Genomic DNA, 20,603 nt, shown 5'->3' with positions numbered 1-20,603 from the left:
TGCATCCCCCTTGCACCCGCTGCGGGGAGACTGGAACCGTCAACCCCGGCCCGAAGGAGTGCCCCCATGAAGATGACCGTTTCCCGCAAGCTGCTGGCCCCCGCCCTGCTGGCCCTCGCCATCGCCCCGCTGGCGCTCTCCGCCACCGCCGCCCACCATGGCAAGGGAACGGCGGAACAGCGCGAGCAGTGGCAGGAGGCCCGCGCCGAGTACCGGGCCGAGCAGCGCCGGGCGCTCTTCGAGCGCGCCGGCATCGACGAGGCGACCCGCGAGGCGCTGGACGAGGCCCGCAGCGAGCACCGCGAGGCGATGCGCCAGCTCCACGAGCAGCATCAGGAGCGCCTCGCCGAGATCCTCGACGAGGAGCAGCGCGCCGCCCTGGAGGAGGCCCGCCGGGAGATGCGCGAGGAGCGTCGCACCGAGATGAGGGAGCAGCGCCGCGCCAGCATGCAGGAGCGCCTTGAGGCGCTGGTCGATGAGTGGGGCCTCTCCGACGAGGAGCGCGAGGCCCTGCGCGAGACCCGCGAGGCGATCTACGCCGACATGGCCGAGCTGCGCGACCGCGACTTCGACTCCCGAAGCGAGCGCCGCGACGCCATGCGCGAGATGCGCGACGAGCACCAGGCCGCCCTGGCCGAGCTGCTCACCGACGAGCAGCTCGAGGAGCTGCGCGAGACCATGATGCAGCGCGGCGAGCGCGGCTATGGCCATGGTCACGGCAAGCCCTACCACGGCCATGGCGAGAAGCGCGGCGATTGAAGCACCGCCACTGAAACGGAATGCCGCCGGCCCAGGCCGGCGGCAGGTGAGAACAGCCACTTCCCCGGACCCGGCGCCATGCGTCGGGTCCGGTCGTTTCCGGGCCTCAGCCGTAGAGCACGCCCGGCAGCCAGAAGACGATGCCCGGCACCATGTAGAGGATGAACATGGCCACGAACACCATCAGCAGGAAGGGGGCGATGCCGATGAAGATGTCGCCCAGCTGGATCCCCTTGGGCGCGATGCCCTTGAGGTAGAAGGCCGACATCGCCATGGGCGGCGTCAGGAACGAGGTCTGGATGTTCAGCGCCACCAGCACGCCGAAGAACAGCGGGTCGATGCCGAACATGTGCAGCAGCGGCAGGAAGATCGGCACGAAGATGATGATGATCTCGGTCCACTCCAGCGGCCAGCCGAGGATGAAGATCATCAGCTGGGCCAGCAGCAGGAACTGCAGCGGCGTCAGCGAGAGCCCGCTGATCCAGTGCTCGATCAGCGAGTGGCCGTCGAGCAGCGAGAACACCGACGAGAAGATCCAGGAGCCGACGAACAGCCAGCAGACCATGGCGCTGGTGCGCGCGGTGAGGAACACCGCCTCGCGGAGCCGGGCGAAGGTCAGCTGCCGGTAGGCGGCTGCCAGGAGGATCGCGCCGAGCGCCCCGATGCCCGCCGCCTCGTGGGGGGTGGCCAGGCCGAACAGGATCGCCCCCAGCACCGACATGATCAGCACGAAGAGCGGCACGAACGAGGTCAGCAGTCCCCAGTAGACCTGTCCCAGCGGCACGTCGAGCTTCTCGGCGGACAGCTTGGGCGCCACCTTCGGGTTGATCATCGCCCGGCCCATCACGTAGGCGATGTAGAGCCCCGCCAGCAGCAGCCCCGGGATCAGCGCCGCCGCGTAGAGCCGCACCACCGAGACCCCGGCCATGGCGCCGTAGAGGATCAGCATGATGCTCGGCGGGATCAGGATGCCGAGGCAGCCGCCGGCGCAGATCACCCCGCTGGACATCCGCTTGTCGTAGCCCGCATTGAGCATGGCCGGCAGCGCCAGCAGGCCCATCAGGGTCACCACCGCCCCCACGATGCCCGTCGCCGTGGCGAACAGCGCACAGGTGATCAGGCTGGCCACCGCCAGGGAGGCGGGCATGCCGCGGGCCGCCAGCTGCAGGCTGGAAAACAGCCGGTCGAGGATGTTGGCCCGTTCCACCATGTAGCCCATGAAGAGGAACAGCGGCACGGCGATCAGCACGTCGTTGGACATCACGCCGTAGGCGCGCTGCACCAGCAGCGGGAAGATGATGTCGCCGATGGCGAAGTAGCCGAAGCCGATGCCCATGGCGATCAGCGTGAAGGCGATGGGAAAGCCGAGCATGATCAGGAGGACGAGCATGCCCAGCATCAGGATGCCGATTTCCGGTTCACTCATTGACGCGTCTCCCCTGAATCCTTCTGGGCGGCCTCGATTTCGGCCTCCTTGTTGACCGGAATGGCGATCTCCTCCACGTCACCCAGCCGGCGCGGCCACTGGCCGTGCTTCAGGCAGAGCACGCAGCGCGCGACCTCGGCGACGCCCTGCAGCGCCAGGAAGGCCGCGCAGGCGGGTATCACGAACTTGTAGGGCCAGATCGGCGGCCCGCCGGGGGTGAAGGAGCTGTGCTCGTTCTGGCGGAAGGAGATGGCGAAGAAGTCCCAGCCGCTCCACATCAGGGCGAGGATCCCCGGGTAGAAGAACAGCAGGTAGAGCGCCAGCTCGAACCCGGCCTGCACCCGGGGGGCGAAGTAGCGCGAGACCACGTCGGCCCGCACGTGGGCGTTGTGGGCCAGGGCATAGGCCCCGCTCATCATGAACAGGGTGCCGTAGAGCATGTAGCTGGTGTCGTAGGCCCAGGTGGTGGGCGCCCCCAGGGCGTAACGCATGAAGACCTCGTAGCTCACCACGAAGGTCAGGATCAGGATCGCCCAGGCGAACAACTTGCCCACCCAGGTGCTGAGGTGATCGATCATGAAGATGAAGCGCATGACGGCCTCTCACCGGCCGCCGCCCCTCCTCCGGAGGGGCGGCGGCAACGAGGGCCCGGCGCCCTCCTGGCGCCGGGGCGAACGGTGTGGGCGGCGGCTCCCGCCGGTACCGCTACAGGATGGTGGAGGTGTCGGTGGAAGCCTTGCCGTAGAAGTGCTGGTAGGCGGGCTCCTTCGGCGCCGTGCCCTCCAGGTGGAAGCCCACCACCCGCTCGCAGTACTCGCGCTGGTGGTCGACCACCTTCTTGAAGAACTCGTTGCTGGACTCGCGCTCGATGACCGCGTCCCAGGCATCGAGCTGCGCCTGCAGCACCGAATCGGGGGTGATGTAGGTCCGCACCCCCTGCTCCTCGCGCATGCCGTTGAGGTCGCGGGGGTAGCGCTCCATGGCCTTCCAGTACATCTCCGACGAGGCCGCCTTGGCGGCATATTCGAGGATCGCCTGGAACTCCTCGGGGAGGCTGTCGTGCTTGTTCTTGTTGAACATGATCTCGAAGGCCTCGCAGTCCTGGTGGTAGCTGCGCAGCATCCAGGTCTTGCTGACGTCGGGGAAGCCGAGCAGGCGATCCGAGGAGGGGTTGTTGAACTCGGCGCCGTCGAGCAGGCCGCGGTCCATGGCCGGCACGATGTCGCCGCCGCCCATGATGGTGACCGCCGCGCCGAACTCGTTCATCAGGTCGGCACCCAGCCCCACGGTGCGGTACTTGAGGCCACGCAGGTCATCGGCGCTGGTGATCGGCTCCTTGAACCAGCCCAGCGCCTGGGTCGGCATGGGGCCGGTCTGGAAGCCCACCAGCGGCAGCTCCAGCATCTCCAGCAGCTCGGCATAGAGCTCCTTGCCGCCGCCGGTCCAGTACCAGGCGAGGAACTGGTGGGCGTCCCAGCCGAAGGGCGGCGGCGTGCCGAACAGCGAGAAGGCCTTGTGCTTGCCGTACCAGTAGGCGGTGACCCCGTGGCCGCCATCGAGCGCGCCGGAGATCACCGCGTCCTGCAGCTGCAGGGCCCCCACCACCGCCCCGGCGGGCAGCAGGTTGAGGCGCAGCCGGCCGCCGGACATCTCGTTGACGATACGCACATAGTCCGAGGCGAACTCGTGGAAGATGTCCTGATTGGGCCAGGTGCTCTGGAAGCGCAGCGTGGTGGTCTGGGCCACCGCGATGCTGGGGAAGCCGACTGCCGCGGCGGCACCGGCGCCGACCGCGACGGCGGAGCCGGTGAGGAAGCGGCGCCGCGAGGTGCTGGCCGGCGTCGGGGTCTCGGAGGGGGTCGCCTGGGCGGCCACCTCCGGGGTGGCGGGCGTCTTGTCGTGAGCCATCGGTTACTCCAGAAATCTTGTCGTTGTATTCGCCCCGCCGTGGGTTCCCGCCCGGCAGGGTCGTTCCAGTCCCGAGGCATCCTGCGGTGAACACGCCATCCGGGGCGTCACTCCTGTCACCATTCGGTCATTTAGGTATAGCGGTTACCGCGTGCAAGGCAACTCGCGCGTCCGACGTTCGGTCCACGCAACCCCGCCGCCATTCAACGCAGGGTTGCAGCCCGACGGCGATCCGCGTATTTTATTTGAACGTTCATTCAAAAACCTGCCCGCCCGGGCCGCCCGGCAGCGGTGCGTGCTCTCGATTGTGCGAAACAATCCACAGCGCGTCCCGCGAGCCACAGTGCGTCCCGCGAGGGCGGCAGGCCAGGTTCACCCGACAGGAGTTGCCCCCATGGCGCATGACACCTCACCTCCCGAGCGGCGAGACCGGCTCAATCCCGTGGTCTTCCACGGCAGCGTGGCCGGGATCCTCGTCTTCCTGGTCCTCACCATGACCTTCACCGAGCAGGCCGGCGCCTTCTTCGATGCCGGCCTGGCCTGGGTCAGCGAGACCTTCGGCTGGTATTACATGCTGGCCGTGGTGGCCTACCTGGTGTTCGTGGTGCTGATCGGCTGCTCGCGCTTCGGCAGCATCCGCCTCGGCCCCGACCACTCCCGCCCAGAGTTCTCGCTGCTCTCCTGGTCGGCGATGCTGTTCGCCGCCGGCATCGGCATCGACCTGCTGTACTTCAGCGTCGCCGAGCCGGTGGCCCACTACCTGGCACCGCCCGACCTGGCGCCCGAGAGCCAGGAGGCCATGCGCAACGCCGTGGTGCAGACCTACCTGCACTGGGGCCTCTCCGGCTGGGGCCTCTACGTGCTGATGGGCATGGCGCTGGCCTACTTCAGCTACCGGCACCGTCTGCCGCTGGCGATCCGCAGCGCCCTCTACCCGCTGCTGGGCAAGCGCATCCACGGCCCCATCGGCAGCGCCGTGGACATCACCGCGGTGGTCTCCACGGTATTCGGCATTGCCACCAGCCTGGGCATCGGCGTGATGCAGCTCAACTACGGGCTGGCCTACATGTTCGACGTGCCCGAGAGCCTCTCGGTGCAGGTGATCCTGATCGGCCTGGTGGTGGTGCTGGCCACCATCTCGGTGGTCAGTGGCGTGGAGAAGGGCATCCGCCGGCTGTCGGAGTTCAACATGCTGCTGGCGCTGGCCCTGCTGCTGTTCGTGCTCTTCCAGGGCCATACTCTCAAGCTGCTCGACATGATGGTGAACAACGCCGGCGACTACCTCTCCGGCTTCGTCGCCAAGAGCTTCGATACCTACGCCTTCGCCGGCGACGAGGCCAACGAGTGGAAGATGTGGTGGACCATCTTCTTCTGGGGCTGGTGGATCGCCTGGACGCCCTTCGTGGGGCTGTTCCTGGCGCGCATCTCCCGCGGGCGCACCATCCGCGAGTTCGTCGCCGGTGCGCTGTTCATTCCCCTGGCCTTCATGATGGTGTGGATGTCGGTGATGGGTAACAGCGGCATCGAGCTGGTGGCCAACCAGGGGGTGGCCGAACTGGGCGAGCAGGCCCTGAGCACGCCCCAGACCACCCTCTACACCCTGCTCGAGCACTACCCCTGGATCGGCGTGACTGCCGCGGTGGTCACCGTGCTGGGCATCGTCTTCTTCATCACCTCGGCGGACTCCGGCGCCCTGGTGCTGGCCAACTTCACCTCGATCCTCAGCGACGTGAACCACGACGCCCCGGTGGCCCTGCGCATCTTCTGGTCGGTGGTGATCGGGCTGGTCACGGTGGCCCTGCTGATGGCCGGGGGCCTGGCCGCCCTGCAGAGCGCGGTGGTGATCACCGCCCTGCCCTTCTCGCTGGTGATCTTTGCCATCATGTGGGGAATGTTCAAGGCGCTGAAGCTCGAGGGCAGCAAGGCCGACGCGCGCCGCCAGGTCTCCGGCACCGCGCCGGGCGGCGACTGGCGGGAACGCCTCGACCGTGCGCTGGACACCTCCAACCGCGCCGGGGCCGCGGCCACCATCGAGCACGCCATCCGGCCGGCGCTGTCCCAGTTCGCCCAGGAACTGGAGAGCCGCGGGCAGGACGCCACGGTGACCGAGGAGCTGCTCGAGGGAGAGCCGCTGCCGCGCCTGACCCTCCAGGTCGTGCTGGAGGACGCGGCGAGCTTCGTCTACCAGGTCTGCCCCCATCGCATGCGCACCCCGAGCTTCCTGCCGGTGGATGACGACTACTACGTGCGCCTCGACGTCTTCCTCGCCGAGGGCGGCACCGGCCAGGACCTCAACGGCTACACCCGCGGGCAGGTGATCGGCGACGTGCTCTCCGAGTACGAGCGCCACCTGCACTTCCTGGCGCTGGCCGGCGAGGACGGCAGCGTCCAGGCGATGCCGGGCGCCGTGGGCGAGCCGCCCGAGGGGGCCACCCAGGGCTGAGGCGCCGTCCCCGCGGGGCACGGCCGGCCCCATGACAGGGCCCCGCCTCATGGAGGCGGGGCCCTGTCATGGGGCCGGCCGGGCAACGGCGGCTCACTGACGGGGGTCGTCGGCGGAATCGAGGTACTCGATCCCCCAGGGGCCGGTACCGTGGAGCTGGATCACGGTCTCGCCCTCGGCATAGCCGAACATGGCGTCGCCCGGCGACATGATCGCATAGCCGCCCACCGGCAGCCGCGTGGTCGCCCCGGGGTCGAAGGTCTCCCCGTGGGCGAAATGCAGGGTGCCGGAGAGCACGGTGACGCGCTCGTAGGCCGGGTGCACATGGGGCTTGATCTCGTAGCCGTCCGCCAGCCGCAGGCGGAAGGTGAAGGGGGCCTCCTCGCCGAGGTTGCCCTCGATGATGGCGATCTCGGCCCCCTCCCCCATGGAGCCCACCGGCCCCCAGGAGAGTTCATCCGGCGTGCCGAGCAGGTGGCCGTCGCCCTGGTACGGGGAGGCCTGGAGGGCGCCCGCCGGCAGGGTCAGGGCCAGCAGCAGCGAGGCGGTGGTCAGGGTGGCGTTCAGGTTCATGGTCGTGTCCTCTCGTTGTGGTGTTCCGGCGGGGCCTTGCCCCCCCGCTCAGGCCTTGATGGCCAGCAGCGAGATGCTCTTGACGCCCCACTTCTCGCAGGCGCCCCGCGCCGATTCGGTCAGGAATCGGTACTCGGGGTGCTCGCGGAAGGTATGGATGGCGAGGCCGGCGGCCTCGATGGCCGAGCGGTAATCGTCCTGCTGGCTGGCGCCGCCGATGCAGGCGGCCCACAGGGTGGCATTGCAGCTCACGCTCTCCGGCAGCGGCGACTCGGTGACGATATCCGCCAGCGCCAGGCGCCCGCCGGGCTTCAGCAGCCGGGCCGCCTCGGCGAAGACCCGCGGCTTGTCCGCGGAGAGATTGATCACCCCGTTGCTGATCACCACGTCCACGCTCTCGTCCGGGAAGGGCGGTGCCTCGATGTAGCCGGGGTGGAACTCGACGTGCTCGATGCCCGCCTCGCGGGCCAGGCGGCTGGCCTTCTCGCGCTGGGCCTCGGTCATGTCGACCCCCAGCACCCTGCCGGCGGGCCCCGTCGCCAGGGCGGCCAGCAGGCTGTCCATGCCGGAGCCGCTGCCCAGGTCGAGGACCGTCTCGCCGGGCCGGATGGCCGCCAGGTCCAGGAAGTGGCCAACCCCGGCGAAGGAGTCGATGGCCGCGGCGGGAATCCGGTCGAGGGCCTCGGGGTCGTAGCCCAGGCGCTCGGCCAGGGCGCGCCCCATCTCGAAGTGGAAGTCGGCCTCCGGGGTCTCGGCGACCTCCCGGTACATCGACTTGACCCGTGCCTCCAGTTCCTGGCGATCCACCTCGGAGAGGGTGGAAGCGGTTGCCGTGCTGGTCATGGTGGTTCTCCTCAGTGGCTGTGCGGCGACGACACCGGCGAAGGCCGGTGTGTCGTGTCCGCGAGGACGCAGCGCCGTGGACTTTTGTTCCCGACCCGATCATGACCGGCGGCGGGAACCCTTCCGGCCACCGCCGCGTCCCTGCACTCGAGGCGACTTGCCGGTCGCCGCTCCACCCGCCATCCTCGAGGTAGTGGCCCATGATCCTGGCCAGCTCGCCCACCACAGCCCCGGCACGGCAGCCCTGCCCGCCACGCCGGGGCGATTCGGGGGCCGCCATGCAAGAGCGAGGCAGCGTCCATCGGCGGCAGTGGTTCGGGGCGCGCCTGGAGCCGCTGATGGATCGGCTCTACGGCACGGCCCTGCGACTGACCCGCCACCCCGATGACGCCGAGGACATCGTCGCCGAGGCGGTGGGCCAGGCGTGGCGGCGCCTCGACACCCTGCGCGACCCGCAGCGCTTCGAGGCCTGGCTGTTCCAGATCCTCACCAACGCCTTCATCAGCGAGTGGCGGCGGCGTCGCAGCCACCCCCAGGAGGGTGCCGAGGGGCCGGACACCGAGGCGCTGGCCGCGGAGCAGTTCACCCTCTTCCAGCAGCTGCACCAGCCCTTCCTGCTGTGGTGGGGCAGCCTGGAGGAGCAGTTCTTCAACAGCGTCCTGCAGGAGGAGCTGCAGGCGGCGCTGGATGCGCTGCCCGACCCCTTCCGCCTGGTGATTGTGCTGGTGGAGGTGCAGGGCTATACGTATGAGGAGGTATCCCGCCTGCTGGGGATTCCGCTGGGCACCGTGAGGTCACGCCTCAGCCGTGCCCGGGGCCTGCTGCAGAAGTCGCTGTGGCGGCAGGCCAGAGACGCCGGCGTCGGCTCCGGCCACCAGGGAGAGGGAGGTCATTCACCATGAGCACCAGGGAACTGGGCTGCGAGGAGGTTATCGAGCGGCTCTTCGACTATCTCGACCGGGAACTCGACGCGCAGCAGGCCGAGGATATCGAGCGACACCTGGCCAGGTGCCGCGATTGCTTCTCACGTACCGAATTCGAACGACGACTGCGGGCCATGGTGGAAGCATCCGGCACGGTGAAGGCACCGCCACGGCTGCACCGACGTATCCGCCACCTGCTCGACCAGTTCGACAGCGACGAGACGGATGCCCTGCCCTGACCCGTGAGGAGAGACCCTCATGGTGGCAATTCTCGGCTACTCGCGACCCCAGATCCTTGCCGCGGTCCAGCAGATGTACGGCGCCGTGGCCGCGACCCCCGACGCCCCCTACCACTTCCCGGTCGGCGCCGAGGCCTGCCGACGCCTGGGCTACCCGCCGGAACAGACCGACGGCCTGCCCGCGGAGACACTGGCCCGCTTCGCCGGCGTCGGCTACCCGTTTCGCGCCGACGCCGTCCGGCCCGGTGACCGGGTGCTCGACATCGGCGCCGGCGCCGGCAACGACGCCCTGATCGCCCGCCGGCGGGTCGGCCCCGAGGGCCGGGTGCTCGCCCTGGACCTCACCGCCGCCATGACCCGCCGGCTGGCCGGGGCGGCACGCCGGGCCGGTATCGACGCCCTCGACGTCGTGCAGGGCTCCGCCGAACAGCTGCCGCTGCCCGAGGCCAGCGTCGACAGCATCACCAGCAATGGCGCCCTCAACCTGGTGCCGGACAAGCGTCGCGCCGTGGCGGAGATGTTCCGGGTACTCAGGCCGGGCGGGCGCCTGCAGCTCGCCGACGTGGTGATCCATCGGCCGGTGTCGGTGGACTGCCACGAGGACCCGCGGCTGTGGGTGGAGTGCGTGGTGGGCGCCACGGTCAAGGAGGAGCTGCTGACCCTCTTCGCGGAGGCGGGCTTCGAGGAGATCCGGGTGGTGGGCGAGCACGACTACTTCGCCCTGAGTCCCAGCGCCCAGACCCGCGAGGTGGCGGCCAGCTTCGGCGCCCACGCCATCGAGGTGGGCATGCGCCGCGGCGAGACGGCGCCCTCCCGGGCCCGGCGCTGGCGACACCGGCTCGACCCCCGCCGTGCCTGGCGGCGAGTCCAGCGCCGTGGGCTCGCGGGCCTGACCGCCCTCGGCCTGGCGCTGCTGAGCTGCTACGGCACCCTGGCGCTGGTCGCCCTGCTGCCGCTACTGGGCCTGGGCCTCGCCCTGGACGAGGGGCTCTGGGCCGGCACCATCGCCCTGTTCGTGCTGCTCACCCTGGCAGCGCTGGCCGCGGGCATCCGCCGCCACCGGTCACCGGTCCCGATGCTGCTCGGTGCGGCGGGCGGCAGCCTGGTGCTCCATGCCCTCTTCGTCGACTATCGCGCCCTGGTGGAGCTGGCCGGCTTCGTGCTGCTGGCGAGCGCCGTGACCTGGGACCTGCGCCGACGACGGCGGCGCGAGGCGCAGGTGCTGGGGCTCGAGGAAGCGCCGTAGCGCGTCGGCGGGCAGGAGGAGGCCGGAACGCTCAGGCCTCGCCCCGGGGCAGGGTGAAGCGGGCCTGCTGGGTCGGCTGGCCGAGCTCGGGATGCCATTCGCCGATGCCGGAGAGCCGCACCCGATAACCGTTGCGCCGCGCCACCCCCTGGGCCCAGTCGCGGAAGCGGGCGCGGGTCCACTCGAACTTGTGATCGGGGTCGCGGTACTCGCCCGGCGCCAGACCGTAGAGCGGGTTGTAGTCGTGGTTGGGCGTGGTCAGCAGCAGCAGGGCCGGGCGCAGCTGGCCGAACACGGCCCGCTCGACCCGGGAGAGGCTGGCCGGCGGCACATGCTCGAGGGTCTCCACCATGGCGGCGGCATCGAATCCCGAAAGGTGTGGCTGGGGGTCGGCGTAGGAGCCGCACACCAGCGTCAGCCGCCCGGGCTCGGCCTCGGGCCGGTCGCCCAGTCGCAGCTGGGCCTGGGCCAGCAGCTCGCCGGACTGCTCGAGCCCCACCAGCGTCTCGAACTGCGGCGCCTGCAGCAGGTACTGCAGCAGGGTGCCGGTGCCACAGCCCAGGTCGAGCACGCGCCGTGCCCCGCTGGCGCGCAGCTGCTCGGCCACGTGCTGCAGGCGCTGCTGGTGGAGGTCGAAGGGGTCGCCGTCGGTCATGGGGGCTCCTCGGGTGGCCGAACCTCCATGATGCCGCAAGTGCATGCCGGGTGTGCAATGCGACGGGGGCGCGACTCGCGTCGCGCCCCCGTCGGTCAGCACCAGAGGAAACTGCTGATTTATGTCGCGAGCGAAGACAGGTTGACCGCCGCCGGAGCGCAACAACCGGAGTTGACTGAGTGCTCAATGAGGATTGTGAGCACCGCCGGCGGCCAAGATATCGAGCGCAGCAATAAAGCAGCGTTTCCTCAGAAGAAGCCCAGCGGGTTGATGTCGTAGCTCACCAGCAGGTTCTTGGTCTGCTGGTAGTGCTCCAGAGCCACCTTGTGGGTCTCGCGACCGACGCCGGACTTCTTGTAGCCGCCGAAGGCGGCATGGGCCGGGTACTGGTGGTAGCAGTTGGTCCACACCCGGCCGGCCTGGATGCCGCGGCCCATGCGGAAGGCGACGTTCATGTCGCGGCTCCAGACGCCCGCGCCCAGGCCGAACTCGGTGTCGTTGGCGATGGCCAGCGCCTCGGCCTCGTCCTTGAAGGTGGTCACCGCCACCACCGGGCCGAAGATCTCCTCCTGGAAGACCCGCATCTTGTTGTTGCCCTTGAGCAGGGTCGGCTGGATGTAGAAGCCCTTGTCGATGCTCGGGTCCAGACTCTCCTTCTCGCCGCCGGTGAGGAACTCGGCGCCCTCCTCGCGGGCGATCTCCATGTAGGACATGATCTTGTCGAACTGCTCCTGGGAGGCCTGGGCGCCGACCTGGACATCGGTGTCCAGGGGGTTGCCGCGGGTGATCTTGCCCACCTTCTCCATGACCTTGGCCATGAAGGCGTCGTACATGGACTCCTGGATCAGCGCCCGGGACGGGCAGGTGCACACCTCGCCCTGGTTGAAGAAGGCCAGCACCAGGCCCTCGGCCGCCTTGTCGATGAACTCGGGCTCGGCGTTCATGATGTCAGCGAAGTAGATGTTGGGGGACTTGCCGCCCAGCTCCACCGTGGAGGGGATGATATTGTCGGCGGCGCACTTGAGGATGTGGGCGCCCACCGGGGTGGAGCCGGTGAAGGCGATCTTGGCGATGCGCTTGCTGGTGGCCAGCGCCTGGCCCGCCTCGGCGCCGTAGCCGTTGACGATGTTGATCACGCCCGGCGGCAGCAGGTCACCGACCAGCTTCATCAGTTCGAGGATCGAGGCGGGAGTCTGCTCGGCGGGCTTGAGCACCACGCAGTTGCCGGCGGCCAGCGCCGGGGCCAGCTTCCACACGGCCATCAGCAGCGGGAAGTTCCAGGGGATGATCTGCCCCACCACGCCCAGCGGCTCATGGAAGTGGTAGGCCACGGTGTTGGCGTCGATATCGGCGGCGGTGCCCTCCTGGGCGCGGATGCAGCCGGCGAAGTACCGGAAGTGGTCGACGGCCAGCGGCAGGTCGGCGTTGAGGGTCTCGCGCACCGCCTTGCCGTTGTCCCAGGTCTCGGCCACGGCCAGCATCTCGAGGTTCTGCTCCATGCGGTCGGCGATCTTGAGCAGGAGGTTGCTGCGCTCGGCGGCGGAGGTCTTGCCCCAGGCCGGCGCGGCGGCGTGGGCGGCATCCAGCGCCTTGTCGATGTCCTCGGCGGTGGAGCGCGGGATCTGGCAGAACACCTCGCCATTGACCGGGCTGACGTTGTCGAAGTACTGGCCCTTCACCGGCGGGACGAACTCGCCGCCGATGTAGTTGCCGTAGCGCTGGTCGAAGGTGATGACGGAACCGGACTGGCCGGGGTTGGCATAGATCATGGCGTGACTCCAGGGTGTTGTGGTTATGTCGGGTCACTCCACAGTCTTGGTCACTCCGCGCTTCTGCGACATACTCCGGAGGCATGAGATCGCCTCCTCCATCGGTAGGAGGCGGTCGACGACACCGAGGACACGCCCATGCATACCCTGATGGTCGCCGACGACCATCCGCTGTTTCGCGACGCCATCGCGTCGGTCATCGAGGCCGGCCTGCCCGGCAGCCGGCTGCTGGAGGCGGAGAGCCTCGCCGGGGCCCTGGGCCAGGCCCGGGCATGCGCTGAGCTCGACCTGCTGCTGCTGGACCTCAACCTCCCCGATGCCGAGGGGCTCTCGGGCCTGCGGGCCCTGCGCCAGGCGCTTCCCGAGCTGCCGGTGGCCGTCATCTCCGCCGACCAGGAGCGGCGCACGGTGCTCGATGCCCTCGACCTCGGTGCCGTGGGCTACATTCCCAAGTCGACGCCGCGCCAGGCGCTGATCTCGGCCCTCCGGCACATCCTGTCGGGTCAGGTCTACCTGCCGCCGGACATCATGCGCCGGCCGCCCGCCGAGCCTCCGGCGGCGCCCCCGCCACCGCCGCCCGGGCTCTCCCGCCTCACCGACAAGCAGCTCGAGGTGCTCGCCCGCCTGGCCCGCGGCGACTCCAACAAGGCCATCGCCCGGGAGCTGGGCATCGCCGAGACCACGGTGAAGACCCATGTCTCGGCGATCCTGCGACGGCTGGGCGTCGGCAGCCGGGTCCAGGCGATCCTCGTCGCCGGCGAGGTGGAACCGGGCGAGCGGGACGTCGTCCGCCGTCAGCGCTGACCCCCGGGCGGGGCCAATGCCGGCCCCAGCAGGGTGGTGAGCATCATGCGCAGCCTCAGCGGCTTGAGCGGCTTGAGCAGGCAGCCATAGCCCAGCGCGCGGGCGCGGCTGGTCAGCACGGCATCATGGTTGGCGGTGATCACCACCACCGGCAGGTCCGGCCACGCCTCGCGCAGGCCTGCCGCCACCTCCAGGCCATCGAGGCCGGCCTCGAGATGGTAGTCCACCAGCAGGACATCGGGAGGCCCCTCCCCCGCCAGGCGTGCCGGCGTGGCGGCGGCATGGGCCCGGCAGCCCCACCCCTCCAGCAGCGCCACCATCCCCTCGCAGATCCCCGGGTCGTCGTCGATCACCCAGACCCGCCGCCCCGCCAGCACGCGATCCTCCCCGGACCGGTTCACCGTAGCGGCCGGCCGGGAGGTGGCCAGCCGACCGTAGGGCACCCGCAGGGAGAACAGCGAGCCGTGTCCCGGCCGCGAGGCCAGGCGAACCGGGTGGCCCAGCATGCCGGCGATGCGATCGACGATGGCGAGCCCCAGCCCCAGGCCGCGGTCCGGCGAGTCACGCCTCGCGCCGGCGCGGCGGAACTCGAGGAAGATCTCCTCGCGCTGCGCCTCGGGAATCCCCGGCCCGGTATCCCCCACCAGGATCTCCAGTCCCTCGGGGCGACGCCGGCAGCCCAGCAGCACCCGCCCCGACTCGGTATAGCGGATGGCATTGGTGAGGAAGTTGCGCACCACCCGGGCGAGCAGCGCCAGGTCCGACTCGACCACCGCTCCGCTGGGCACGTAGCGCAGCTCGAGCCCCCGGGCGGCGGCCATCTGGCGGTACTCCTCCGCCAGGGTATCGAGCAGGGTCGCCACCGGGAAGGGCGCGATATCCGGTTCGAGCACCCCGGCATCCAGGCGCGAGATGTCCACCAGGGTGCCCAGCAGACTCTCCACGTCCTTGAGCGAGCGGCCGATGTTGCCCACCAGCCGCTGCGAGGCCTCGGGCAGGGGATGCGTGTCCAGGGCGCTGGTGAAGAGTCGGGCGGCGTTCAGTGGCTGCAGCAGGTCGTGGCTCACCGCCGCCAGGAAGCGGGTCTTGGAGTGGTTGGCGGCCTCCGCCTCGGCCTTGGCCCGGCGCAGCGCCTCGAGGGTGCGCTGCAGGGTCTCGGTGCGCTCGCGCACCTGTTCGGCGAGCAGCACCGAGTGCTCGAAGGCCCCGTACGGTGCCCCCCCGGCCATGCCTCCCGACTCGACACGCTCCATGAGCGCCGCGCAGATTCGCCTCAGCCTGGCGTTCTCCTCGGCCAGGGCACGCTCCTGCTCGCTGGCGTCGGCGGGAAGCTCAGGGGGTCGGGCGAGGTCCAATGGCAACGCCGGTGAAGGTCTGGTTGATGTGCATGCCATGGTGCTGTTCCCCGTAGGTGTTGAAGCCGACGACCCTGGCGCGGGAGAGCAGCCGCGAGGCCTCCTCGACCCGCGCCAGGCTCTCCAGCTCGAGGCGGCGCAGGAAGCAGTCGCAGCCGATGACCAGCGACGGCTCGCCGAGGCGCTGCGTCAGCCCGCCGAGCACCCCCGCCAGGTCGTCGAGCAGCGGCGCCGGCTCCATGGCGGTCAGCACGATGCCGTTCTCCACCGCACAGTAGAAGTCGAGGCTGCCGTCGTCGTTGACCCGCTGGATGGAACGCACGAAGTGCTGCTCGCCGATACGCACGGCCAGGGGGTGGCGGGCGAAGACGGCGGCCTCCAGGGCCGCCACCGGCAGCCCCACCAGGCGGGCGTACTCCTCCGCGGCGGGCACGGCATTGAGCTCCAGTACCCGGCGCCGCTCGCGGTCGGCGCGGGTGACCACCAGCTTCTCGGTCCGCGGGCGCAGGTGGTGGGTGGTGAAGACCTCGAAGGGCAGGCGGGTGTTGATCATCACCACCACGGCGGCCTGGTCGTGGAACCGGCGGCCGGCATGCACGTGGGTATGGGCCAGGCGGTTGTCGTCACCGGCGGAGCCGCCGAAGCTGGGTATCCGCCCCAGGGCCGCATCCAGGGTGGCCAGGACCTGCTCCTCGCAGCTGGAGAGGCCGTCGAGCAGGGTCAGGGCGAAGCTGTGCTCCCCCAGCGGGGCCACCGCGCGACGGCGGCACTCCTCGAGCAGCCCCTCGACCAGCCCCTGGGCGCGCAGCAGGTCGAACCCCTCCAGGTCCTCCACCAGGGCGCAGGAGACCGCAAAGTCGCGGCGATCGAGGCCGATGGCCACGATGCAGCCGCGCTCGTAGCCTTGCGGGGAGATCTCGCCCGCGGTGGTACAGCCGGCCACCGGCACGCCGTCGAAGGCCTCGTCAAGAGCCGCCGAGAGCGCCGCCAGGGGGTACTCGGCGCTGCAGAAGAACAGCACGAAGCCGAGGGACTCGTGGCGCAACGCATCGGCCAGCTCGGCGGCCGCCAGGCGGGGATCCCCCTGCCGGCTCACCGCCGTGAGCAGGGGCGGGGCCGACCCGGAAGGGGTCTCCACCGGGACCCTGGGGAGAGGAGCATCGAGCATGGTGGACTCCGACGGGGAAAGGCAGGGAGGCTCCAGGCAGTCTAGCAGCCTGCCGGGGCGTCACAACGCCGGCCCGCCCGACACCTCATCCCGAGGTCGGCGCCATCCGCCACGCCTCGAGGGCCGGCAGGGTGGCCGCCAGGCAGCCTCGCAGCTCTCCCAGCACCGCCGGCACCTCGGCCAGGCGGCCCTCCGCGGCCAGGTGCTCCAGCCGCGAGGCCAGCCCGGCCGCCTTCACCGCCCCCAGGCTGGAGGACTCCCCCTTCAACTGGTGGGCCAGGTGGCCGACTCGCTCGGCCGAGGCCGCGCCCGCGGCGGCCTGCTCGAGCTGGTCGAGGCGCTCGTCGACCTGGCGGCGGTAGAGCGCCACCAGTGCCGTCAGCCCCGCGTCGCCCAGGCTCTCCCGCAGCGCGGCCAGGGCAGCGGTGTCGAGCAGGGCCCCGGCCTCCACCCGGGGCGGCGCCCCGGCGGCCGACCCGGCGCCCGGCGCGCCGTCGGGCAGGTGGCGGCGCAACACCTCGAGCAGGGCCTCCTGGCGCAGCGGCTTGGTCTGGTAGCCGTTCATCCCCGCGGCCAAGCAGCGCGCCTGCTCCCCGCCGGGCCCCCCGGCCGTCATCGCCACGATCGGCACCTCGGCCAGCCAGCCGCCCCGGGCGCGCAACCGACGCGTCACCTCCAGGCCATCCATGTCGGGCATCTGGACATCCATGAAGATCAGGTCGAAACGCTCGGCGGCGGCCAGGCGCAGCCCCTCGCCTCCCGACCCGGCGATGGTCACCCGGCAGCCGAGCCGCTCCAGCATGGCCCGGGCCACCTGCTGGTTGACCCGGTTGTCCTCCACCACCAGCAGCCGCGCCTGGTCGAGACGTACCTGCCGCGCCGGAGCCCCTCCCGCGGCACTCGGCAGGTCCTGTCCAGGCGCCGGCAGCAGCGGCAGGGTGAACCAGAACCGGCTGCCGACCCCCGGCTCGCTGGCCACGTCGATGCGGCCGCCCATGGCCTCCACCAGGCGTCGGCAGATCGCCAGGCCCAGGCCGGTGCCGCCATAGCGTCGCGCGATGGAGGCGTCCCCCTGGCGGAACGGCTCGAAGACGCGGGCCTGCTGTTCCGGCTCGATGCCGCAGCCGGTGTCGATCACCTCGATGCGCAGGGTGTCGCGCCCCTGGGGCACCACCTCGATGCGCACCTCGCCACGCTCGGTGAACTTGATGGCGTTGGAGACCAGGTTGAGCAGCACCTGGCGCAGCCGCCCGGGGTCGCCCACCACCCGGGCGGGCAGCGCCGGGTCCACCCGGGTGATCAGGCGCAAGCCGCGGGCGTCGGCGCGTGGAGCGACCATCGCCACCGTGCCCTCGACCACCTCGGCCAGGGCGACCGGGCGGCTCTCGAGCTCCAGCCGCCCGGCCTCGATCTTGGAGAAGTCCAGCAGGTCGTTGATCAGCTCGAGCAGCAGGCCCGCGCTGTCATGGATGGTGACGGCATACTGACGCGCCTGTGCTTCCAGGCGGTGGGCGAGCAGCAGGTCGCTCATGCCGATCACGCCATTGAGGGGCGTGCGGATCTCGTGGCTGACCGTGGCCAGGAACTCCGACTTCGCCTGGCTGGCCGACTCGGCCTGCCTGGCGGTGACCTCCAGCTCGCGACTGAGCGTCTCCAGATTGCGCCGGGCCGCCGCGTTGTCCCGCGCCTCCCGGAACAGCATGATGGCCACCAGCATGGCCGCGAAGCTCATCGCCAGGATCAGCACCAGCAGCAGGGCATAGAGCCGCTGCAGGCGCTCACGCTCCCGGGTGGCGCTTTCTGCCAGGTGGCCGTTGATGGCGATGATCAGCCGCTCGGTGCGGTTGCCCAGGGTCTCGAGCTGGCGGTCCAGGGCCTGGCGACTCGTGGCCTCGAGGCCGTCGAGGCCGTCGATCTCGCGATCCAGGGCCTCGATGCGCCGCTCGATCTCGTCCATCAGCGCCCGTGCGGCGGGGATGGAGGCGATCAGCTCGTTGATGTCCCCGTCCCTCAGCAGGTTGAGGCGGCTGTAGAAGAGCTCGAAGCGCAGCGACAGGCCGGCCAGGTCGGCGTCCGGCTGCGCCAGGTAGTTGCGCATCTGCACGTTGTCGCGGTCGAGCTTGTAGGCGTGCCAGGTGGCATCCCCGCCGACGCTCTGGGCCAGGCTGTCCTGCCGCCAGGAGACCAGCCCCACCACCACCAGGGCCGCGGCCAGCAGCAGCAGGGCACTGACCGCACCGAGCTTGAGACGCAGGGGAAGGCGCAGCATGGAGAGCCTCCGTGGCCCGGGGGCGTCAGGGGACGTGGATCTGGACGACCTGCCACACCGAACGGAAGCGCACCGCCTCGGTGTGCAGTTCCGGGTGGTCGTCGAAGGGATAGAGGACGAACAGCGGGCCGAACTCACGGATCTGCATCGGCGAGCCGTTGCGGGTCATCGCCAGGATGACATCGTAGTCGTGCAGGTCGGCCACGGGGATCTCGGCCTCGTAGTCGTTGAGCGCCCGCACGCGGACCCGGTCGCTGCCGGCACCGACCACCGCCAGCACCTCGCGGAGCAGCGGCCCCCGGTAGCGGCCCCGGTCGGCGTGCCAGGGGGTGCGGGTCTCGATCACCGTGGGCGCGATGTCCATCAGCATCTCGCGGTCGAGCAGCGCGCGCTCGCCGACGTTGGGATGGGCGATATCCCCGCTGATGGTCAGCAGCACCTCCCCCGACGGCGGCGGCAGGGCCTCCGCCAGCGCAGGTGGCAGCCAGGTCAGCAGCGCGAGGGCGAGCAGCAGGCAGGAGGCGCGTGGGCGCATGGGGCGGTCCTGTCGAAGGGGCACTGGCGCCAAGGGTACAGGGTTCATGAATCAAGTTCACTTCGACGAAGGCGGCGACGGCTCCCGGCGTCAGGGCGCCGACGGTGCCTCGGCGGGCATCTCCAGGGCCTCAAGGCCGTCCAGGAAGCGCCGCAGGCGAAGCGCGCGCTCCTCCAGCACGGCATTGCGATGGAGCTGGCGAGCGAGCGGCAGCAGTGCCGGGTCACCCAGCTCGGCCTCGACCAGCTGGGCGTGATAGGCATCGATCAGTGCCAGGTCGGCATCGAGGGCGCGCTGCCAGGCATCATCGGAGGCCTCCAGCGCCTCTCGCGCCTCACGACCGAGTACCTGGGCGAGCCTGGCCGTGAGCTGTGCCACCTCGTCCTGCCAGCGGGACTCGGCGGTGGCCGCACACTCCCGCATCACCGACGGCTGCCACTCGCCCTGCTCCATGCAGTCATCCAGGGCGTACTCGATGGGGTGTCCGCCCGGCGAAGGAAGCGGCTGGGCGGTCAGCGACTCCAGGGGAAGGCAGGCGAGCAGCGGCCAGAGTAGATGTCGCAGACTTGGCATGGAGGCCCCGCGGTGTTGGTTCTAAGGGTGCCGGTTCGAAGGGTGGCGGCGAAGGCGGCGGTCGGCCACGAGAAAGGGGGACGATGAACGCCCCCCCAGCATAGAGGTTGATCGAGGCGAGCGCGACTACCCGCGCCTGGCGTCTCAGCCGGGCAGCTGCTCACCCTCCTCGACCGGCTTGATGCGCACCAGATCCTCGTAGGCGTGCCAGCTGGCGTGCCCCAGCACCGGCAGGATCAGCGCCAGGCCGATATAGAAGGTCATCACGCCGACCAGCACGCAGCCGGTGAGGATGGCCGCCCACAGCAGCATGGGACGGAAGTTGCGGGCCACGGAACGCACGCTGGCCTCGATCCCCTCCATGAAGGTGAGGTCCTGGTCCATCAGGGTGGGGATCGCCACGACGCTGATGGCGAAGGCGCCGAAGGCCAGGATGCCACCCAGTACCGTGCCCACGGCGATCATGCCCAGTCCTTCCGGGGTGGTCAGCAGTGCCGAGTAGAGGGTCGCGGGACTCGGCACCTCGAAGCCGAAGAAGAGCGCGAACAGCAGGGTCGCCAGCCGGATCCAGGCGAGGAAGAAGATCATCATCATGACGCCCATCATGGCCAGCTGTCCGGCATGGGGCCGCCAGGCGCCGAAGGCGTCGCCCAGATGGGGGGCCCGGTTGGCCTCGAGGGCCTGGCTGACGCCGTAGGAGCCCACGGCCACCAGCGGCCCGATGAACATGAAGCCCGCCACCATGGGCAGCAGCCAGTGCCAGAGGCCCAGGGTCACCGCCCCTGCCGTGATGGCGAGGCTCAGGCCGACCCAGAACATCCCGTAGGCCAGGCTGACCGCCGTGGCCTGGCGAAAGTCCTCGAAGCCCGCTGCCAGCCATGCCCGCGGCCTGTCCATGCCCACCGGGTTGATGGTGATCTTGACCCCGGGCGCTGCAGCCTTGTTGTGCGCTCTTGTTGTTGCCGCATTCATGGTGTCACCCCTGTTTCTGCCATAACGGCCCGAGCCGAGCTATTCGCATGAATCGGGCCTTCCTGTGGCGACACCGGCGCAGGGCCTTAATGCCGCCGTCATCCTTTAACACGACCTTAATGTAGTTGACCCGCGTCAATCCT

19 protein-coding genes are annotated in these 20,603 nt (G+C 70.1%); 6 read left to right on the top strand and 13 right to left on the bottom strand.

From position 1 onward, the window contains the following. Window positions 1–66 precede the first annotated feature (66 nt). The gene (locus tag BDK63_RS01350; protein ID WP_183329523.1) at window positions 67–759 is read left to right on the top strand and encodes a Spy/CpxP family protein refolding chaperone; all 693 of its coding nucleotides are present in this window, start codon (window positions 67–69) and stop codon (window positions 757–759) included. A gap of 106 nt (window positions 760–865) precedes the next feature. Here BDK63_RS01350 and BDK63_RS01345 read toward each other — a convergent pair whose 3' ends face one another. From BDK63_RS01345 to BDK63_RS01335, 3 genes are all read right to left on the bottom strand, one after another. After that, entirely contained in the window at window positions 866–2,185 is a 1,320-nt protein-coding gene (locus BDK63_RS01345; RefSeq protein WP_183329522.1) for a TRAP transporter large permease, read from the bottom strand. After that, a complete protein-coding gene (locus BDK63_RS01340) occupies window positions 2,182–2,778 on the bottom strand; it encodes a TRAP transporter small permease subunit (protein ID WP_183329521.1) in 597 nt (198 codons plus the stop codon). The genes BDK63_RS01345 and BDK63_RS01340 overlap by 4 nt, the downstream gene beginning before the upstream one ends. Window positions 2,779–2,890: 112 nt before the next feature. Then, window positions 2,891–4,093, bottom strand: a complete 1,203-nt coding sequence (locus BDK63_RS01335; RefSeq protein ID WP_246385661.1) for a TRAP transporter substrate-binding protein — start codon at window positions 4,091–4,093, stop codon at window positions 2,891–2,893. Window positions 4,094–4,487: 394 nt separating this feature from the next. Between BDK63_RS01335 and betT the strand changes: the two genes are divergently transcribed. After that, window positions 4,488–6,536, top strand: a complete 2,049-nt coding sequence (gene betT, locus BDK63_RS01330) for a choline BCCT transporter BetT (RefSeq protein ID WP_183329520.1) — start codon at window positions 4,488–4,490, stop codon at window positions 6,534–6,536. 93 nt (window positions 6,537–6,629) lie between these two features. Here betT and BDK63_RS01325 read toward each other — a convergent pair whose 3' ends face one another. Together BDK63_RS01325 and BDK63_RS01320 are read right to left on the bottom strand one after the other, a co-directional pair. Beyond that, window positions 6,630–7,109, bottom strand: coding sequence for a cupin domain-containing protein (locus BDK63_RS01325; RefSeq protein ID WP_183329519.1), 480 nt, complete (start codon window positions 7,107–7,109; stop codon window positions 6,630–6,632). A gap of 48 nt (window positions 7,110–7,157) precedes the next feature. Further along, window positions 7,158–7,952, bottom strand: coding sequence for a methyltransferase domain-containing protein (locus BDK63_RS01320; RefSeq protein ID WP_183329518.1), 795 nt, complete (start codon window positions 7,950–7,952; stop codon window positions 7,158–7,160). A 278-nt stretch (window positions 7,953–8,230) separates the two neighbouring features. Here BDK63_RS01320 and BDK63_RS01315 point away from each other — a divergent pair, with 278 nt between their 5' ends. From BDK63_RS01315 to BDK63_RS01305, 3 genes are read left to right on the top strand one after another with little or no spacing between them, the layout of a single operon-like run. Then, the gene (locus BDK63_RS01315) at window positions 8,231–8,854 is read left to right on the top strand and encodes an RNA polymerase sigma factor (RefSeq protein ID WP_221202456.1); all 624 of its coding nucleotides are present in this window, start codon (window positions 8,231–8,233) and stop codon (window positions 8,852–8,854) included. Further along, on the top strand, window positions 8,851–9,114 hold the full coding sequence (locus tag BDK63_RS01310; RefSeq protein ID WP_183329517.1) for an anti-sigma factor family protein: 264 nt from the start codon (window positions 8,851–8,853) through the stop codon (window positions 9,112–9,114). Before BDK63_RS01315 ends, BDK63_RS01310 begins: the two co-directional genes overlap by 4 nt. Before the next feature lie 19 nt (window positions 9,115–9,133). Further along, window positions 9,134–10,360 carry a MerC family mercury resistance protein gene (locus tag BDK63_RS01305; protein WP_183329516.1) on the top strand — a complete coding sequence of 409 codons (1,227 nt, stop codon included), beginning with the start codon at window positions 9,134–9,136 and terminating at the stop codon, window positions 10,358–10,360. A 31-nt stretch (window positions 10,361–10,391) separates the two neighbouring features. On the opposite strand, the gene BDK63_RS01300 is transcribed toward BDK63_RS01305, so the two are convergent. After that, on the bottom strand, window positions 10,392–11,015 hold the full coding sequence (locus BDK63_RS01300; protein ID WP_183329515.1) for a class I SAM-dependent methyltransferase: 624 nt from the start codon (window positions 11,013–11,015) through the stop codon (window positions 10,392–10,394). Between the two features lie 248 nt (window positions 11,016–11,263). Further along, the gene (exaC, locus tag BDK63_RS01295) at window positions 11,264–12,784 is read right to left on the bottom strand and encodes an acetaldehyde dehydrogenase ExaC (protein WP_183329514.1); all 1,521 of its coding nucleotides are present in this window, start codon (window positions 12,782–12,784) and stop codon (window positions 11,264–11,266) included. 138 nt (window positions 12,785–12,922) lie between these two features. Between exaC and BDK63_RS01290 the strand changes: the two genes are divergently transcribed. Next, entirely contained in the window at window positions 12,923–13,588 is a 666-nt protein-coding gene (locus tag BDK63_RS01290) for a response regulator (RefSeq protein ID WP_183329513.1), read from the top strand. On the opposite strand, the gene BDK63_RS01285 is transcribed toward BDK63_RS01290, so the two are convergent. From BDK63_RS01285 to BDK63_RS01260, 6 genes are all read right to left on the bottom strand, one after another. After that, on the bottom strand, window positions 13,579–14,949 hold the full coding sequence (locus tag BDK63_RS01285) for an ATP-binding response regulator (protein ID WP_425485919.1): 1,371 nt from the start codon (window positions 14,947–14,949) through the stop codon (window positions 13,579–13,581). The genes BDK63_RS01290 and BDK63_RS01285 overlap by 10 nt on opposite strands. Then, window positions 14,921–16,111, bottom strand: a complete 1,191-nt coding sequence (nosP, locus tag BDK63_RS01280) for a nitric oxide-sensing protein NosP (protein ID WP_183329511.1) — start codon at window positions 16,109–16,111, stop codon at window positions 14,921–14,923. Before nosP ends, BDK63_RS01285 begins: the two co-directional genes overlap by 29 nt. An 85-nt stretch (window positions 16,112–16,196) precedes the next feature. Next, complete coding sequence (locus BDK63_RS01275; RefSeq protein ID WP_183329510.1) at window positions 16,197–18,380, bottom strand: ATP-binding protein; 2,184 nt, start codon at window positions 18,378–18,380, stop codon at window positions 16,197–16,199. A gap of 25 nt (window positions 18,381–18,405) precedes the next feature. After that, complete coding sequence (locus tag BDK63_RS01270) at window positions 18,406–18,915, bottom strand: putative pterin-binding protein (RefSeq protein WP_183329509.1); 510 nt, start codon at window positions 18,913–18,915, stop codon at window positions 18,406–18,408. Window positions 18,916–19,005: 90 nt separating this feature from the next. After that, complete coding sequence (locus BDK63_RS01265) at window positions 19,006–19,488, bottom strand: lysozyme inhibitor LprI family protein (RefSeq protein WP_183329508.1); 483 nt, start codon at window positions 19,486–19,488, stop codon at window positions 19,006–19,008. 144 nt (window positions 19,489–19,632) lie between these two features. Further along, window positions 19,633–20,460: a DUF2189 domain-containing protein gene (locus BDK63_RS01260; protein WP_183329507.1), complete on the bottom strand. Its 828-nt coding sequence runs from the start codon at window positions 20,458–20,460 to the stop codon at window positions 19,633–19,635. Window positions 20,461–20,603 lie beyond the last annotated feature (143 nt).

The sequence above is a fragment of the Halomonas campaniensis genome (genome assembly GCF_014193375.1).
Classification (GTDB): domain Bacteria; phylum Pseudomonadota; class Gammaproteobacteria; order Pseudomonadales; family Halomonadaceae; genus Halomonas; species Halomonas campaniensis.
Note: the sequence above shows the minus strand (reverse complement) of the source record. Positions and strands in the feature narration are given on the sequence as shown.